Origin of the sequence: Chelativorans salis, assembly GCF_025336525.1 — a bacterium.
Taxonomy (GTDB): domain Bacteria; phylum Pseudomonadota; class Alphaproteobacteria; order Rhizobiales; family Rhizobiaceae; genus Chelativorans; species Chelativorans salis.
The window spans coordinates 988,053-1,003,547 of record NZ_JAOCZP010000001.1; the positions used below are offsets into that span (position 1 = coordinate 988,053).

General features: G+C 63.4%; 16 protein-coding genes and 1 tRNA gene. 3 read left to right on the forward strand and 14 right to left on the reverse strand.

Annotation, left to right across the window (positions count from 1 at the left end; genetic code table 11):
- Positions 1-271: 271 nt before the first annotated feature.
- Entirely contained in the window at positions 272-664 is a 393-nt protein-coding gene (gene apaG, locus N5A92_RS04675; RefSeq protein ID WP_260900704.1) for a Co2+/Mg2+ efflux protein ApaG, read from the reverse strand.
- Positions 665-776: 112 nt separating this feature from the next.
- Here apaG and N5A92_RS04680 point away from each other — a divergent pair, with 112 nt between their 5' ends.
- The gene (locus N5A92_RS04680; RefSeq protein WP_260900705.1) at positions 777-1,382 is read left to right on the forward strand and encodes a CDP-alcohol phosphatidyltransferase family protein; all 606 of its coding nucleotides are present in this window, start codon (positions 777-779) and stop codon (positions 1,380-1,382) included.
- A 6-nt stretch (positions 1,383-1,388) separates the two neighbouring features.
- Here the strand turns inward: N5A92_RS04680 and N5A92_RS04685 are convergent, their stop codons facing one another.
- The 10 genes from N5A92_RS04685 to N5A92_RS04730 form a co-directional block, all read right to left on the reverse strand.
- Positions 1,389-2,441 carry a hemolysin family protein gene (locus N5A92_RS04685; RefSeq protein ID WP_260900706.1) on the reverse strand — a complete coding sequence of 351 codons (1,053 nt, stop codon included), beginning with the start codon at positions 2,439-2,441 and terminating at the stop codon, positions 1,389-1,391.
- Between the two features lie 27 nt (positions 2,442-2,468).
- Positions 2,469-2,963 carry an rRNA maturation RNase YbeY gene (gene ybeY / locus N5A92_RS04690; RefSeq protein ID WP_260900707.1) on the reverse strand — a complete coding sequence of 165 codons (495 nt, stop codon included), beginning with the start codon at positions 2,961-2,963 and terminating at the stop codon, positions 2,469-2,471.
- The gene (locus tag N5A92_RS04695; protein ID WP_260901005.1) at positions 2,956-3,951 is read right to left on the reverse strand and encodes a PhoH family protein; all 996 of its coding nucleotides are present in this window, start codon (positions 3,949-3,951) and stop codon (positions 2,956-2,958) included. The genes ybeY and N5A92_RS04695 overlap by 8 nt, the downstream gene beginning before the upstream one ends.
- Before the next feature lie 44 nt (positions 3,952-3,995).
- Positions 3,996-5,459, reverse strand: coding sequence for a tRNA (N6-isopentenyl adenosine(37)-C2)-methylthiotransferase MiaB (gene miaB, locus N5A92_RS04700; protein WP_260900708.1), 1,464 nt, complete (start codon positions 5,457-5,459; stop codon positions 3,996-3,998).
- A gap of 64 nt (positions 5,460-5,523) precedes the next feature.
- Entirely contained in the window at positions 5,524-6,333 is an 810-nt protein-coding gene (gene olsA / locus N5A92_RS04705; protein WP_260900710.1) for a lyso-ornithine lipid O-acyltransferase, read from the reverse strand.
- A gap of 6 nt (positions 6,334-6,339) precedes the next feature.
- Positions 6,340-6,834, reverse strand: coding sequence for a ribosomal protein S18-alanine N-acetyltransferase (rimI, locus tag N5A92_RS04710; protein WP_260900711.1), 495 nt, complete (start codon positions 6,832-6,834; stop codon positions 6,340-6,342).
- On the reverse strand, positions 6,834-7,511 hold the full coding sequence (gene tsaB / locus N5A92_RS04715; protein WP_260900712.1) for a tRNA (adenosine(37)-N6)-threonylcarbamoyltransferase complex dimerization subunit type 1 TsaB: 678 nt from the start codon (positions 7,509-7,511) through the stop codon (positions 6,834-6,836). Before tsaB ends, rimI begins: the two co-directional genes overlap by 1 nt.
- 30 nt (positions 7,512-7,541) lie before the next feature.
- Positions 7,542-7,952, reverse strand: a complete 411-nt coding sequence (locus tag N5A92_RS04720) for a GNAT family N-acetyltransferase (RefSeq protein WP_260900713.1) — start codon at positions 7,950-7,952, stop codon at positions 7,542-7,544.
- A gap of 13 nt (positions 7,953-7,965) precedes the next feature.
- On the reverse strand, positions 7,966-10,161 hold the full coding sequence (locus N5A92_RS04725; protein ID WP_260900714.1) for a malate synthase G: 2,196 nt from the start codon (positions 10,159-10,161) through the stop codon (positions 7,966-7,968).
- 234 nt (positions 10,162-10,395) lie between these two features.
- Positions 10,396-10,956 (reverse strand): hypothetical protein, encoded by a 561-nt coding sequence (locus tag N5A92_RS04730; RefSeq protein WP_260900715.1) that lies wholly within the window; start codon positions 10,954-10,956, stop codon positions 10,396-10,398.
- Between the two features lie 383 nt (positions 10,957-11,339).
- Here N5A92_RS04730 and N5A92_RS04735 point away from each other — a divergent pair.
- Positions 11,340-11,416, forward strand: a tRNA-Arg gene (locus N5A92_RS04735).
- 677 nt (positions 11,417-12,093) lie between these two features.
- Here the strand turns inward: N5A92_RS04735 and N5A92_RS04740 are convergent.
- From N5A92_RS04740 to N5A92_RS04750, 3 genes are all read right to left on the reverse strand, one after another.
- A complete protein-coding gene (locus N5A92_RS04740; protein WP_341850066.1) occupies positions 12,094-12,786 on the reverse strand; it encodes a class I SAM-dependent methyltransferase in 693 nt (230 codons plus the stop codon).
- A gap of 85 nt (positions 12,787-12,871) precedes the next feature.
- Entirely contained in the window at positions 12,872-13,321 is a 450-nt protein-coding gene (locus N5A92_RS04745; protein ID WP_260900719.1) for an SRPBCC family protein, read from the reverse strand.
- Positions 13,322-13,529: 208 nt separating this feature from the next.
- Positions 13,530-13,913 (reverse strand): SRPBCC family protein, encoded by a 384-nt coding sequence (locus N5A92_RS04750; RefSeq protein ID WP_313958382.1) that lies wholly within the window; start codon positions 13,911-13,913, stop codon positions 13,530-13,532.
- Positions 13,914-14,420: 507 nt separating this feature from the next.
- On the opposite strand from N5A92_RS04750, the gene gcvA reads away from it, so the two are divergent.
- On the forward strand, positions 14,421-15,326 hold the full coding sequence (gcvA, locus tag N5A92_RS04755) for a transcriptional regulator GcvA (protein WP_260900720.1): 906 nt from the start codon (positions 14,421-14,423) through the stop codon (positions 15,324-15,326).
- The last annotated feature ends 169 nt before the right edge of the window (positions 15,327-15,495 follow it).

A 15,495-nucleotide genomic window follows, 5' to 3' on the forward strand; every position in this document is an offset into this window, starting at 1 on the left:
GTGGGAGAAGTCGATGCTAGAGGGGGATCCATGGAGATGGATCAGCCGTCCCTTAGGATTGGCGGCGTCCTTCACACCCCTCTGCCCTGCCGGGCATCTCCCCCACGAGGGGGAGATTGGCCGTGGCGGCGACCTTCGCCAATCATCAGCGTTGCAGAAGAAGCGCCCAAGCGAGCGGTCAGCGCAATCTCCCCTTGTGGGGGAGATGTCCGGCGGGACAGAGGGGGGCGCGAAGGGGGCGCCTGCATATCCGTCCGCCTGATCGGCGGCGTCAGTTGAGCGAAACCCGCTCGCCCGGCAGATCGAGGGAGAAGGCCGGGATATCTACGTCGAAGGTCGCCCCACGCGCGTTCTGCATCGTATAGCGCCCCGCCATGATGCCGGAAGACGTCGTCAGCGGGCAGGCGGAGGTATATTGATAGCTGTCGCCGGGCTCGAGCTCGGGTTGCTCGCCTATAACACCTTCGCCCTGCACCTCCTGCACGCGTCCGAGCCCGTCGGTGATGTGCCAGTAGCGCAGAATCAGCTTAACCTTTTCGCGGGAAAAATTGGCGATCGTGATCTGATAGGCCCAGACATAGCGGCATTCCTCCGGGTCCGATCGCTCGGGAAGGAAGAAGGGCTCGACACACACTTCTATATCGTGGGTTATCGCTCGGTACATGGTTCCGCCCTGCCGCTCGCTGCCTCGCAAGGCTCTGACGACATTGTGACAGGTGATATGTATCCGGCAAGGCTATAGGTCAATTTGGGTAAAGACCGGGCAGGAGAGAAGGGTGATAGACGGTTGGGCTAGACGCAGGCTGGAGCCAGTTCTTGCCATGCTGGCGGTAAGGTTGGCGGCAGTAGGCGTTTCGGCCAACGCCGTGACGGTATCGAGCTTATTTGCCGGCCTCGGCGCCGCAGCGGCCATCGCCAGCGGCCATTTCTGGACTGCGCTTGCGCTCATCGTCCTGAGCCGGCTGGGCGACGGGCTGGACGGCGCGGTGGCGCGCATAAGGGGCAGCACGGATTTCGGCGGCTATATCGATATCGTCTTCGATTTCGCCTATTACGGCGTCATTCCTCTCGGCTTCGTCCTCTACGATCCCGGCGCCAACGGCATGGCCGGTGCGTTCCTGCTCTTTGCCTTTTACGTCAACGGCGCGAGCTTCCTCGCCTATGCGGTGCTGGCGGAAAAGCGCCGCATGAAGACGCTGGAGCGGGGCGAGAAGTCCTTCTTCTTCACGACCGGGCTGGCGGAAGCCGGCGAGACGCTGATCGCCTTTGCGCTTGCCTGTTTGTATCCCGGCTGGTTTCCCCTCATCGCCTATGTCTTCGCGGCGGTCACGCTCTATACGGCGGCGGCGCGTGTGGTGCTGGCGGGGAAGGTGTTTCGGTAAAGCGTCCTACTTCTCGGCTATCGGCTTGAGGATGCGGCGGCGGCGCTCGGCGGTGCGGCCCTGGACGATGCGGACGCGCTTGACGCGGCGCGGATCGGCATCGAGCACGTGGAACTCGAAGCCGGGGATCGCCTGCACCACCTCGCCGCGCGCCGGCACGCGGCCAAGCGTGTTGAAGATCATGCCGCCGATCGTGTCCACGTCCTCGGCGTGCTCGCCGGCGCCGAAGCCGTCGCCGATGGCCTTGGTCACGTCATCGATCTCGGCGCGCGCGTCGACGACGAAGATGCCGTCGCCCGTCTGCTCGATCATCGGCTCGTCTTCGTCGTGTTCGTCCTCGATGTCGCCGATGACCATCTCGACGATGTCCTCCAGCGAGACGAGACCGTCGGTGCCGCCATATTCGTCGATGACGAGCGCCATCTGCGTGCGGCTGGCCTGCATGCGCGCCATAAGGTCGGAGGCGAGCATGGACGGCGGCACGAAAAGCAGCGGCCGCATGATGCTGAGCTCCTCGATGGTGCGGCCGAGATCGACATTGGCGAGGTCGAGCGGCTGGGCCGCGCTCTTGCGGCCGCCGCGCCCCTTCTTCTGGCGGGAGGTGCGGATGAGATGGGCCACCACGTCGCGGATATGCACCATGCCGCGTGGGTCATCGAGCGATTCGGCGTAGACCGGCATGCGCGAATGGGCTCCGCGCTCGAAAATGTTCAAAAGCTCGCCCAGGGTCGTGGAGAGATCGACCGCCTCGATGTCGGCGCGCGGCACCATGACATCCTCCACGCGCAACTCGCGCAGGCGCAGGATGTTCTGCAGCATCGCCCGCTCCCCCGCAGAGAAGGGAGCCGTGTCGGCTGTGTGTTCGTGGAGCACTTCGGCAAGATCGTCGTGCAGGGACGAGCCGTTGCGCACTCCCAGGAAACCCGCGAGCCGTCGAAGAAACGTTGGTCGGGTCTGGGCGCGTCGAGGCGGTCTACTCGACCCCTCTTCTCCCTCCGCGGGAGTACCGCTTTCGCCGTCCGGCGCGCGCTCGGCGGCGATCATTGATGTATCCGTCATCGTCTTTCAGTCGTTTCACCTACACAGTTATGCATAGGGATCGCCAATGGCAAGGCCCTTCAGGATGCGCCTTTCCAGGCTTTCCATCTCCTCCGCCTCCTGTCCTGTCTCGTGATCATAGCCCGCGAGATGAAGAAAACCGTGAATGACAAGATGGGTCAAATGATGGTCGAAAGCCTTTCCTTCCGCGTTGGCCTCGCGGACGATCGTCTCGCGGGCGAGCGCGATATCCCCCATATGCGGTGGCGTGCTAGGCGGCGCCATGCCGGGCGGAGCGGGGAATGACAGCACGTTGGTCGGCTTGTCCTTGCCACGGAAGCGAGCGTTCAGGGTGCGGATGTTTTCATCGTCCGTGAAAAGGATGCCGAGCGTCTGGCCGCTGCCGGCACCCGTTGCGGCGGCGGCGGCTACCACCGCTTCCTTGGCCAGTCGCTGCAACGCCTCCTCCGCCGGCCAGCCATCAGCCTCCACCGCGATGTCGATGGCGATATCGGGGGGCGGCGACGGCTGTCGGTCAGGCATCTTTCCTGGGCGACGGTGAGCCGCCGGGCATCTTGCTGTCGTAGGCTTCGACGATAGCGGCTACCAGCGGATGGCGCACCACGTCCTTCTCGTTGAAGCGGACGGTGACGATGCCCTGCACATCCTTCAGCACCTGCAACGCCTCCACGAGGCCCGACTTGGTGTTCGGCGGCAGGTCGATCTGGCTGGGGTCGCCGGTCACGATCATGCGGCCGTTCTCGCCCAGTCGCGTCAGGAACATCTTCATCTGCATGGGCGTGGTGTTCTGCGCCTCGTCGAGGATCACCACGGCGTTGTTGAGCGTGCGCCCGCGCATGAAGGCGAGCGGGGCAATCTCGATCACGTCGGCGGCGAGCGCGCGCTCCACCTTGTCGGCTGGCATCATGTCGTAGAGCGCGTCGTAGAGTGGGCGCAGATAGGGGTCGACCTTCTCGCGCATGTCGCCGGGCAGGAAGCCGAGCCGCTCGCCCGCCTCGACCGCCGGCCGCGACAGGACGATGCGGTCGACCATGCCGCGCTCGAGCAGCATGGCGGCGTAGGCGACGGCCAAAAAAGTCTTTCCGGTGCCCGCGGGCCCGATGCCGAAGACGAGCTCGGAGCGCTCCAATGCGCGCATGTAGGCGTCCTGGTTGGGCGAACGGGCGTAGACCGTACGCTTGCGCGTGGTGATTTGGGCTGCCGCGAGCTTTCCCTTGCCTTCCATGGTGGGGAGGCTCAACTGATCATCGGCCGCCTGCGCCAGGCGCACCGCGCCGTCCACCTCGGAAGCCGAAAGCTCCGTGCCGCCCTGCACGAGGTCATACAGATAATCGAGCGCCCGGCGCGCCTGCTCGGCGGCGATCGGCTCGCCCTTGACGGCAAGCTGGTTACCCTTGGAATGGATGTCGACGCCCAGCTTCTGCTCGATGCGCGCCAGGTTCTCATCGAACGGGCCGTACAGGACGCCAGCAAGCTTGTTATTGTCGAAGGTCAGCACGATGTGCGCCATGTCGGACGCCCCGGAGGGCGTATTCTTCAACTGCGTGCCAGCCGTCAAACGTGTTCCTCCTTCGAGGTGGCCACTCGGGCCTTGCCTAAATCGATAGACCGCACCGGATCGGCAAACAAGCTGTTGGGGCCCGCCTGCCTTATTCGCACTTCCACAATATCGCCGATTTCGCCGGCCCCGTCATCGACAATCACCGGCTGCAGCCAAGGCGAGCGGCCGACAAGCTGGCCCGCCTCGCGGCCGGGCTTCTCCAACAGAAGATCGATGGTCGTACCGACGAGGCTTTGAGCAAACGAGCGCTGCTGCTCGGTGAGCAGGGCTTGAAGCCGCTGCAGGCGCTCGTTCTTCACGGCCTCGGCCACCTGGTCCTTCATGTCCGCGCCGGGCGTTCCCGGCCGCGGCGAATACTTGAAGGAAAAGGCCTGTGCATAGCCGACCTCGCGCACGATGCGCATCGTGCCCTCGAAATCCGCATCCGTCTCGCCGGGAAAGCCGACGATGAAATCGCCCGACATGGCGATGTCGGGGCGGGCGGCGCGGATCCGATCGATCAGGCGTAGATAGTCCTTGGCCGTATGGCGGCGGTTCATGGCCTTGAGGATTCGGTCCGAGCCGGCCTGCACTGGTAGGTGCAGATAGGGCATCAGCTTCGGCAGATCGCGGTGAGCGGCGATCAGCGCATCGTCCATGTCGCGCGGATGGCTGGTCGTGTAGCGCAGCCGCTCGATGCCGGGAACCTCCGCCAGGCGGAAGAGAAGCTCCCCCAGGCCCCATTCGCGCCCGTCGGCGCCCTCGCCATGCCAGGCGTTGACGTTCTGGCCGAGCAGTGTGACCTCGCGCACGCCGGCCTCGGCCAGCCGCTCGGCCTCGGCGACGATCTGACTGACCGGCCGCGAGACTTCCGAACCCCGCGTATAGGGCACCACGCAGAAGGTGCAGAACTTGTCGCAGCCCTCCTGCACAGTAAGGAAGGCGGTGACGCCGCGGCTCCGGACGGCCTTGCGCTCGGGCGCCGGCAGATGCTCGAACTTATCCTCTATGGCGTAATCGGTCTCGACGATCTTCTCGCCGCCCCTCGCCCGGCTGACGACGGATGGCAGGCGGTGGTAGGTCTGCGGACCGATGACGAGGTCGACCGCCGGCGCACGGCGCAGGATCTCGCGCCCTTCCGCCTGCGCGACGCAGCCGGCCACGCCGATCACCGTCTCGCGGCCGTTCCTGGCGCGCTCTTCCTTGAGCCGGCGGATGCGGCCCAGCTCGGAATAGACCTTTTCCGCCGCCTTCTCGCGGATATGGCAAGTGTTCAGGAGCACGAGGTCGGCGTCCTCGATCGCTTCCGTCGGACGATAGCCATCGGCCGCCAGCGCATCAGCCATGCGCTGGGAATCGTAAACGTTCATCTGGCAGCCATAGGTCTTGACGAAGACCTTCTTGGGCGCAGCACGCGCCGCGCCCGTCTCGGGCGCTTCCTCGTGGCTGATAATCTCCGGCGTCGCATTCTGTTCCATGCCGGTTACCTAGCGTCTTTGGAGGTCAAAAAACAGACGGTTTTTGTAGGCCGCCGCGTTCACTTTACGCCTCGCGCCGGCGCAGCGCCGCCACGAACATCCGCCGCACTTCGTTTTCGGCGGCGCGGGCCACCGACTTGCGGTCCGATTCCGCGCAAAACGGGATCGGCTCGCCGAAGCGCACCTCGACATCGATCACGCCTGCGCCGAGCATGGTCCTTAGATGCGGGATGAGCGCAGTATCGCCGATCCAGGCGATGTCTCCCCGCTCGCGCTGGTCGAGAGGCAGGCCATTTTTGCGCATATAGGCGATGGCTGCCGGCTGCACCAAGACGCGCTCTGCCTTGAGCGCACCGAGCGCGAGCTGCGCGGCGCCGAAGAGCGTGGACTTGAAGGGCAGAACGCGGCTTCCGCCCCCGGTCGTGCCCTCGGCGAACAGCACCATCGGGTCGCCGTCCGCTAGACGCGCGGCGATCTCGCGCATCTGCCCGGACGAGGCGCGCCTGCGCTCGCGCTCGACGAAGACGGTGCGCTGCAGCCGCGCCAGTGGACCCATCACCGGCCAGGACCGAACGTCCGACTTGGCAATGAAATTCATGCCGCCGATCGAGCCCAGCACCATGATATCGGTCCACGAGATGTGGTTTGCCGCGATCAGCAGCGGCCGCTCCGCCGCCACGGCGCCCTTGATATGCACGCGAATGCCCAGCACCTTGAGGATCAGCCGATGCCAGAGCTGCGGCGCCATCCCATCGCTCCACCAGCCGGTGCGCAGCGCCAGCGCCTGCGCGAGCGCCAGTGGCACGGTGCCGGCCGCCACAAGCAACAGCGCGCCGGCGAGGCGGATTGTTGGGAGGGCAGATTTGTTGCGCACGACGCCTTACCGTAAATCCCGCCGCATAACGAGGGCGTCGGTGCGGGCTGCGGCGTTGTTCTCGTAGTAGTGGGGGCGGCGTCCGACTTCGCGGAAGCCGAGGCGGCGATAGAGGGCGATGGCCGGCTGGTTGTTCTCGTCCACTTCCAGGAAGAGCGCCTCCGCGCGTTCGGCATGCAGGGTGCGCAGCACGGCGTCCAGCAGCATGCGGCCGAGGCCGCGGCCGCGAAGATGGCGGGAGACGGCGATGGTGAGGATCTCCGCCTCGCCCGCTGCCAGCCTGGCCAGAACGAAGCCGGACGGCTTTGCCCAGGCGGCACCCACCTCCATGGCGACGAAGCCAAAGACGGTGTCCTGGGCGATCAGCGCGGCGAATTCGTCGCCCGTCCATGGACGCGTGAAGTCCTCCGCATGCAAAGCGGCGATCGCCTCGCTGTCCTCGCTTTCTAGCGGGCGCACAATGAAGTCTCTCCGCCGGAAGGGGGTGAAGGAGAGCGCCATTACCGGTCTTTCAGGGGAAGGGCGAAGGCAGCCTGCGGCTTGGCGTCCGGGGCGCGCAGATAGAGCGGTTTCGGTTTTTCGCCGGCGGGGCGCCCGGCAGCAATGCGGGCGTAGAAAAGGATATCCGCCGTCGCCCTTTGCGGCCCCATGTCGAAAGCGCCGCCCGCTGCCTCGGCGACCAAGCCCGCCGCATCGCCGGCGAGGACGGGGCGCTCGGCGCGCGCGATCTCGGCGACTGCCTCGACGGTGGCCAAAGCCGGCCCCTCGACACAGGCGCCGGCTGCATCGAAACGGGCTGTGGCGAGACTTTCCGCTCTGTTACCGGTGACGGCGAGTATTGCGCGATGAGGGAAGGATTCGCGCGCTTCGGCTGCCAGCGCTTCGAGCGTGGTGACGCCGATGGCCGGGACCTTCAACGCAAGCGCCAACCCCCGCGCGGCGGCCACGCCAACGCGGACCCCGGTGAACGAGCCGGGGCCGACGGAGACGGCGACGGCATCGAGTGCGTCATAGGGGACGCCGGCGTTTTGCAGCGCACTGCCGATGACGCTCATGACATGCTCGGCGTGGCCCTTGCCAAGGTCGAGTATCGCCCTGCCCTTTTCCCTATCGGCGATGGAATCGTAGACGCAGGCTGCGCAGAGGGCGGCCGCGGTGTCGATGGCGAGGATGTTCATTGCTGTTTTCTGCAGGTGGCTCGGGCCTCTTCAGCCTAATTCCAGCGGTAGCCGGAGGCGCGGCAGAAGCCGGCCCGCTATGGAGCCCGAAGGCGACTGTCCCATCACGGCTGCCCCCATCCTTTCGTAGAAAGCCGCCGCGCCAGGGTCCGAATCGATCACGATCTCGCACGCACCATGGCTCTTCGCCTCCGCCTTCGCCCATTCAAAGAGCCTCCGTCCGAGGCCCCTTCCGTGACACTCCGGCTCAACAAACAGCTTTTCCAACTCCGCACGTTCCCCGGCGATGACGACTTCGGCCAGCCCGACTGGTATTGCACCGTCTTCGGCAACGACCAAGCCGGAGCTGGTGGGATCGACCGTCAACTCGTTGCGGCAGGCCTCTATGAAAGCCTCATCATAACCGTGCACCGCCTTCGCGCGCAGGCAGAGCGACGTCAAAGCGGAGCCTTCATCAGGCCGTGGAGGTCTTAGCTGCATCCCCGTGCCCATCCCGTGCCTTCTTTTCCAGCCGGTGCGCATGCAGAATCGGCTCCGTATAGCCATTCGGCTGCTCGCGCCCCTTGAAGACGAGGTCGCAGGCGGCCTGGAAGGCGATGGAGGCATCGAAGTCCGGCGCCATGGGCTCGTAGTTCGGGTCGCCCTCGTTTTGCCGGTCAACCACCTCGGCCATGCGCTTCATGGTCTCCATCACTTGTTCGCGGGACACCACGCCGTGATGCAGCCAGTTGGCGATGTGCTGGGAGGAGATGCGGAGTGTGGCACGGTCCTCCATCAAGCCGATGTCATTGATATCCGGCACCTTGGAGCAGCCGACGCCCTGGTCCACCCAGCGCACCACGTATCCCAGGATCCCTTGCGCGTTGTTATCCAGTTCACGCTGGATTTCCTCGGGCGTCCAGTTGGGTCTGACCGCCACGGGTACGGAGAGGATATCGGAGAGCTTGGCGCGCGGGCGGTTCTTCAGGCTTTCCTGGACCACCTTCACGTCGACCTTGTGGTAGTGCGTGGCATGCAGGGCGGCGGCGGTGGGCGAAGGCACCCAGGCGGTGTTGGCGCCGGCTTTCGGGTGGCCGATCTTCTGCTCCAGCATGGCGGCCATCAGGTCGGGCATGGCCCACATACCCTTGCCGATCTGCGCATGGCCGGAAAGGCCACATTGAAGGCCGATGTCGACGTTCCAGTCCTCATAGGCCTTGATCCAGGGCGCGCCCTTCATGTCACCCTTGCGGATCATTGGGCCGGCTTCCATGGAGGTGTGGATCTCATCGCCGGTGCGGTCGAGGAAGCCGGTGTTGATGAAGACAACGCGCTCGGAGGCTGCGCGGATGCATTCCTTCAGGTTGATAGTGGTGCGCCGCTCTTCGTCCATGATGCCCATTTTCATGGTGTTGGCGCGCATGCCGAGCGCATCCTCGACGCGGCCGAAGAGATCGACTGCGAAAGCCACCTCCTCCGGTCCGTGCATCTTCGGCTTCACCACATACATGGAGCCGGCACGGCTGTTCATATGGCGGCCGTTGGGGCCGATGTCGTGGAGGGCGATCATGGCGGTGAACATGGCGTCCATGACACCTTCGGGCACCTCGTTGCCCTCGCGGTCGAGGATCGCGGGGTTGGTCATCAGGTGGCCGACATTGCGAACCAGCATCAAGGAGCGGCATTTGACGGGGAAAGGCGAGCCGTCGGGCGCGGTGTAAGTGAAATCGCCATAGAGCTTGCGCGTAATCGTCTCGCCGCCTTTCTCGAAGGTTTCGGTCAGGTCACCCTTCATCAACCCGAGCCAATTGCGGTAGACGAGGACCTTGTCCTCGGCATCGACGGCTGCCACAGAGTCCTCGCAGTCCATGATCGTCGTCAGCGCCGCTTCGAGGTTGATGCCGGCAATGCCAGCGGGGTCGGTCTTTCCTGGGCCGTAGTCGCGGTTGAGAAGGATTTCGATACCGAGACCGTCGTTGACAAGAAGGATGTGCCGCCAACCGCCCTCGCCTTCGGCATGGCCTGCATATTGCCCTGATTGTTTCAGGGAAACGGTGCTCCCTGCGGTCGAGAGCCGCAGGTCCTTGCCGGCCTCAATCCCGGTCACCTCTGCCCACTTCGCACCATCGAGCGGCGCCACCTCGTCAAGGAAAGCCTTCGCCCAGGCGATGACCTTCTCGCCGCGTTTCGGGTTGTACGCCTTGCCGCGCTCCGCGCCGCTCTCCTCTGGGATAGCGTCGGTGCCGTAAAGGGCGTCGTAGAGCGAGCCCCAGCGGGCATTGGCGGCGTTTAGCGCATAGCGCGCGTTCATCACCGGCACGACGAGCTGCGGGCCGGCGACTTGAGCGACCTCGGGATCGACATCCGAAGTCGTCACCTGGAAATCCGGCCCCTCCGGCAGCAAATAGCCGACCTCGCGCAGGAATGCCTCGTAGACGGCCGGATCGCCCGGTGCGCCGTTTTCGCGGTACCAGGTGTCGATCCTCGCCTGCATCTCATCTCGCGCGGCAAGCAGCGCCCGGTTCTTCGGCGAGAGCGCATGCACGATGTCGGACAGCGCATACCAGAAGGTTTCCGCGTCGACGCCGGTGCCGGGAAGCGCTTCCTCCACCGTAAAATCATGCAGTGCACGGGCGATCTTCAGCCCGTTGATCTCGACGCGATCGCTCATCCGCAACATCTCCGTAGTGCTCGCCTGCCCGCGGTTTGACCACGGCGGAGGCGAGGGGTCAATTGGTCATCCAGCTATGCGCGGGAAGCGTCTGCCATGTAGCGTGGGAAACCGAAATTGAGAAGGCCGCTCCGGAACTCTGCCGAAGCGGCCTTCCTGCACTCAGCCCTGCGAGGAGAGAGCTTTTCCACGTTAGTTCTCCACCCCTACGAGCGACGTAACACCGCAATGACATCAATAGTACCGCGGCGCCGGGTCCGCGACGTCGGGAACTGGATCGTCGCCCTGGTCGCTCGGCTGAACGGCCTGTGCCACCGAAACATCCGGGTCTGCCGGAAGCGGCGGCCTCACGATCGTCGGCCCGGTTATGGCGCCGGTGGTGATGCCTTCATCGCCTAGTCCTTCATCCTGAGCGATGTCCGGTGTAGGCGAATCGTTGGCATCGCTGGGCTTAAAGCCGTCCGCCGCGTCTATTCCGGTATCGAGGAACGGCACCAGCGGTGTGGGCTCAACGGCGCCTGTTGTAAGGCCGGTATCGACGTCCGGCGCCTCAACCGCGGCAGTCGTGCCCATATCCAAGCGCTGATCCATGGCGCTGGCAGTTATACCCGTGTCGCCCAATTCGTCATCCTGAACGATGTTCGGGGTAGGAGAATCGTTGACATCGCTGGGCTCAAAGCCGTCCGCCGCGTCTATTCCAGTGTCGAAAAACGGCTCGAAACCCTGGGCATAACTGGCACCCGCGGTTAGCAGGGCCCACGCCGAGGTAGCGGCGATGATCTTATGGATACGCATTTGTCTCCCTTTCCTTTTCGTTCATTGCGCCTTGCATACGGTTAACGAAAGGCCCGGATTCCGAGTTCCGCACGCGTTTTCACGTCTAAGTGAGGCAAGGCGTCGCGCTGTCACCGTGGCGGGCACCGCTTTCGGCGTTGATGCGCAGGGCGTGTTCAGCTATGTAGGCGCGGCGCGCTTCCGGGCTTTTGGCCCGATCAAGCCCTGCACCCGTAGCTCAGCTGGATAGAGCGCTGCCCTCCGAAGGCTGATGTCAAGGGGCCAGCGGAATTTGAGGAGACGAAAAGAGGTAGTAGGAACAAGGATTTGCGAGGTCTTCGTTCTTGCCTTTCAACTCGCGAAAAGCTCACGTAAGCACTGCGTAAGCAGTTGCGACACGGTAAGCACCCATAGCTCAGCTGGATAGAGCGTCGCCCTCCGAAGGCGAAGGTCTCAGGTTCGAATCCTGATGGGTGCGCCATTTTCCATTGAAACTCAATAACTTAAGCTGCCGCTGGTTGCCGCATCAGCGTGCGGCGCCGGAAAACATCACGGCATTAGTCGGGATTGTGATTGGCGCGAATTGGCGGCCTACCTCGGCATGTTTCTCGGCCCCTCGCACGACCTTGCGTTCCAGAGAACGCAACGTCGATCGACCGCTGGCCGACAGGATTGGATGGCGCGTTGCAACTGCAGGCAGATTCAAATCAGGAGGGCGCGCCCATCATAACTTGTCGCCGGACGGCCGACCCTTGAAGCCGCATTGCGATGGGCGCAAGTTGAATGCACGGTGTCATCAACAGGCCCCGTTTGGCGACTTACCCTCGGCATCTAACCAATCGATCGGGCAGAGGCCGTGACCTAGCGGGTGCCGTGGCCAGCCTCATCAACATGCAAGCCCTCGAGCAAAGCCCGGAAGCTCGAGGGGCGGCGCCTCCAGAACATTGTGGCCTGACAGATCCTCTGTATCGAGATCGGAGATGAGATGAAATCCGAACCGTTACGGCACCTCAAATACGCCCTATAGCCATCGGCGGCGGCCACCTTGCCGCAAAGGGAAATCTTCGATCCCGGATTTCGGTTTGCGCATATTAGTTCTCTTCATTATTTGGCGCTGGTTCTTTCCATGCAGAATTTGTGTACGGATCGTCTTGCGGTTTAGACCGGTTCGAGGTGATAGGCCACGCAGGGCTGGTCCAGTCGCATTCCGCCCTTCACCGGCTTACCTAGAGCCTTGAAACGGCGCTCCATTTCAGGGCGCATTGCCGAAACCTGAACATTCTGTGACGGATTCATGCGCAGGAGGTCGTCGACAATCGTCTGAAAGTCAGGAACGACACGGCCGATTACGTACTCCTCGCGGGACAGCAGCTTCCATCCCTTCCCATCCAGACTTTGAAGCAGTTGGTGGGCATGCCGTCGTGTCGCTCGCTCGTCCTCAACCGGCAGGACCACTTCACTCATCGGACCATCAGGCAAGGGATCGACAATGTGGAGCCGACCGTCCGGCAGAAGGCTACGCTTCGCCTCGTCGATTGCCTGGATCCGGAAATCCTCCGGCACATGGTGGAAGCTGAACAGAAAAGTGATGAGGGCCGCGCCGGATGCGCTTGCGGGCAGTAATTCGCCTCGCCCTTCCGAAAAGGAGACGCCGGCGGCCTCCTGCCCTGCGCTGCGGGCGCGTTCGACGAGTTGGAAAGTGACCTCCAGCCCGAGTGCGCGCCAGCCTCGAGAAGACAAAGCGCGCGTCGAAGAACCATCGCCGCAGCCGACATCGACGGCCAACGCACCGGAAATCGGCGCGACGAGCCGATGAAGATGCAAAAGATGCGCTTCGATATCTGAATGCATATCCCTCTCACCGTCGTTAGGCGGAGCCTGGCTTGATCAGCCAGGCTCCGCCGCGCCGCTCGCGCCTAAATTGCCCTGCACCGCATCAGTCGAAATCGATGCTGATCAAGAAATCGTCCGGAAAGGGCGTGCCCTTGCCGCTTTCGAGCTGTGCCTTGAGGCTGAACAGGAAGCTCGCCCATTTGGTGCTGCAATGGTTCATGAAGTCCACCGGTTCCCGCCAGCCCTGATGCTTGAAGCGAAGGGTCGTTCCCTCGCCTTCCGGCGACAGGTCCCAGATAACCTTGGTGCCGATCCACTCCTTCGGCCCATCCGCCACTTCCCATACGACACGTTTCGCCGGCTCAAGTTCGAGCACCTTCATGTCGAAGAAGCCGCGTTCGCCGAAGCGGAACTTGATCACGCTGCCGATCTCGGAGCGCCCCGTGGTGTCGCTCGTCCACCAATTGGAAAGTTTGTCGATGGACGTGAGCGCGCCATAGACGCTGGACGGCGGTGCGTTGTGGATGCCAACGCGATGTAGAATGTCGAACATTGTAAGTCTCCTTCATGGATTGGCGCCGCGTTTGGGTCGGTGGTGTCCACTGGAGCCATGAGCAGCGGGGTTTCAGCCCGTACTTGTGACGTTCCACCCGTCGGACCGGCCGGGTGGACGCGGATTGTCAATGACCTTTCGGCTTGGCGAAGACGTCGAGACCGCTCCCGGTTTCCAGGTAGGATTTCAGGCTGGAAAGGACGTGTGGCTAACCTTTGCTGATGCCGATCGCCATGCTGCTTCCGGCCACGAGTTCGTCATGGGTGACCGTCAGCCGCGCCATATCCTCGTATTCTTCAATCTCGTAGGTCACCCGGCTGTAAGCCGCCGGATCGTCAGCCCGCGAAGCACCCGCCCAACTGGTGACGAGACGGATCGGCGGTGAGCCCTCGATGACCTCACCGACTATTTCGACGCTGCGTTCATCATTGGCGCGGATGTGTTGCCAGTTCGATCCCGGTTTCCAATCGGAAACATTCTCGTGGCCCCAATAGCGCCTAGCGAAATCCGGTTTCGTAATGGCCTCGAACACCTTCTCCGGTGTCGTTCGGACATAGGTCACGTGGACAAAGCTGGTTGTCTCGTTGGTCATTTTTCTCTCCTTCAAATTCATTTTTCAGACCCCGCCGGCCTTGCCTCAGGCAACGCCCAGCCTGAGCGGCGGGTCGATCTCCGTTGATCAGCGGTCGGTACTCGTCGACGAGATCGGCGGCGATTAGCGTCTGCAGCCTGCTGGCTCTCGATCCAGGTGCCTGACCCGTTCCAATCACGCTCGAAGCCCATGTCGGCCAGAAGGAGATCGGGGTACCGGGCAAATGCCTGGAGTTTGCGACGGCGTTGGACGTCGGCAAAACGAGAACCGACTGCCGTTGCCAGCGCGCGTAGCGAAATTGCGAAGGTTCGCGTGCGTAGTGGCGCAGTGCCGACGTCCCCATAGGCGTCGGAAAATGCATGATTGATGCTCACAGTGTATTCCTTCCTGATCCCTTGTCGGGTGACTGTCGGAAACCCGTTTCCATAGCAGTACCCTGCCAATCGACCGGCTGGACAACAAACGAATATTCGTCGACAATGCGTGAGCAAAACTAACAGGCGAGCTATGGCCCGAGTACTTCCACCGCTCACTGCATTGCCCGGATTCGATGCGGCGGCACGTCATCTCAGCTTCACCAAAGCGGCCGCTGAGTTGAACCTGACGCACGGCGCCATCAGCCGCGCCATCCGCAACATCGAGGAGAGGCTTGGCATAAAGCTTTTCGAACGAGGCACGCGATCCGTAAGCCTGACGCCAGCGGGCGCCGCCTACGCGGCCGAGATCGGCGCAGCTCTCGATCGGATGAGCGCCGCAACGATTGTCGCCACGGCCCCACGTTCGGCAGGCGTTCTCAATATAAGCACCTCGGACGCCTTTGCCGGTCGCTGGCTGGTGCCGAGGTTCCACCGCTTCCACCGCGCTCATCGGGACATCGACGTGCGCATTTCAACCTCGGGGCACCTGGCCGATTTCGTCAGAGACGGCATCGACATCGCCATCCGCTACGGCGGCGGGGAATATGAAGGGGTGGTCTCGGAGTTTCTGAGTGAGGTCGAGGTGTTCCCGGTCTGCAGCCCGGAACTCTTAAAAGGCGATCACCCGCTCAAGCAGCCAAGTGACCTGAAATACCATACGCTCATCCACGACGGCTTCCCGATCGACTGGGCACTCTGGCTTCAGCGCGCCGGGGTGACCGACGTCAATCCCAGCAAGGGAGTGAGCTTCGAGTCCGGCTCCCATGCCAGTGAAGCCGCCGTGCATGGGGAAGGCGTACTTCTGGGCCGCAGCGCCCTCATCTCCGACGATCTCGCTTCAGGCAAGCTTGTGCGCCCCTTTCACCACAAGATGCTGGCGACCTCGAAATATTACATCGTCTACCTGCCCGGCGCGCTGCGCCAGCGAAAGGTCCGGGCATTCCGCGACTGGCTGGTGGAGGAAATGGCGGCCGACCGCAAGCGCGAGGAGGAATGACCCTAGCCCAGCGCTCCAAACCGCCGGCTAGCCACGCGCGTTCTCGGAGGGCAGTTTTGTTGAGTGCCTTCATCCCAACCCCAATCAGAGCGGCCGCGCCATGTGCTTGGCCAACCGCCACAACGCTTCCGTGATGGCCGGTGCCGCGGCGGCGATCATGACCCGCTAA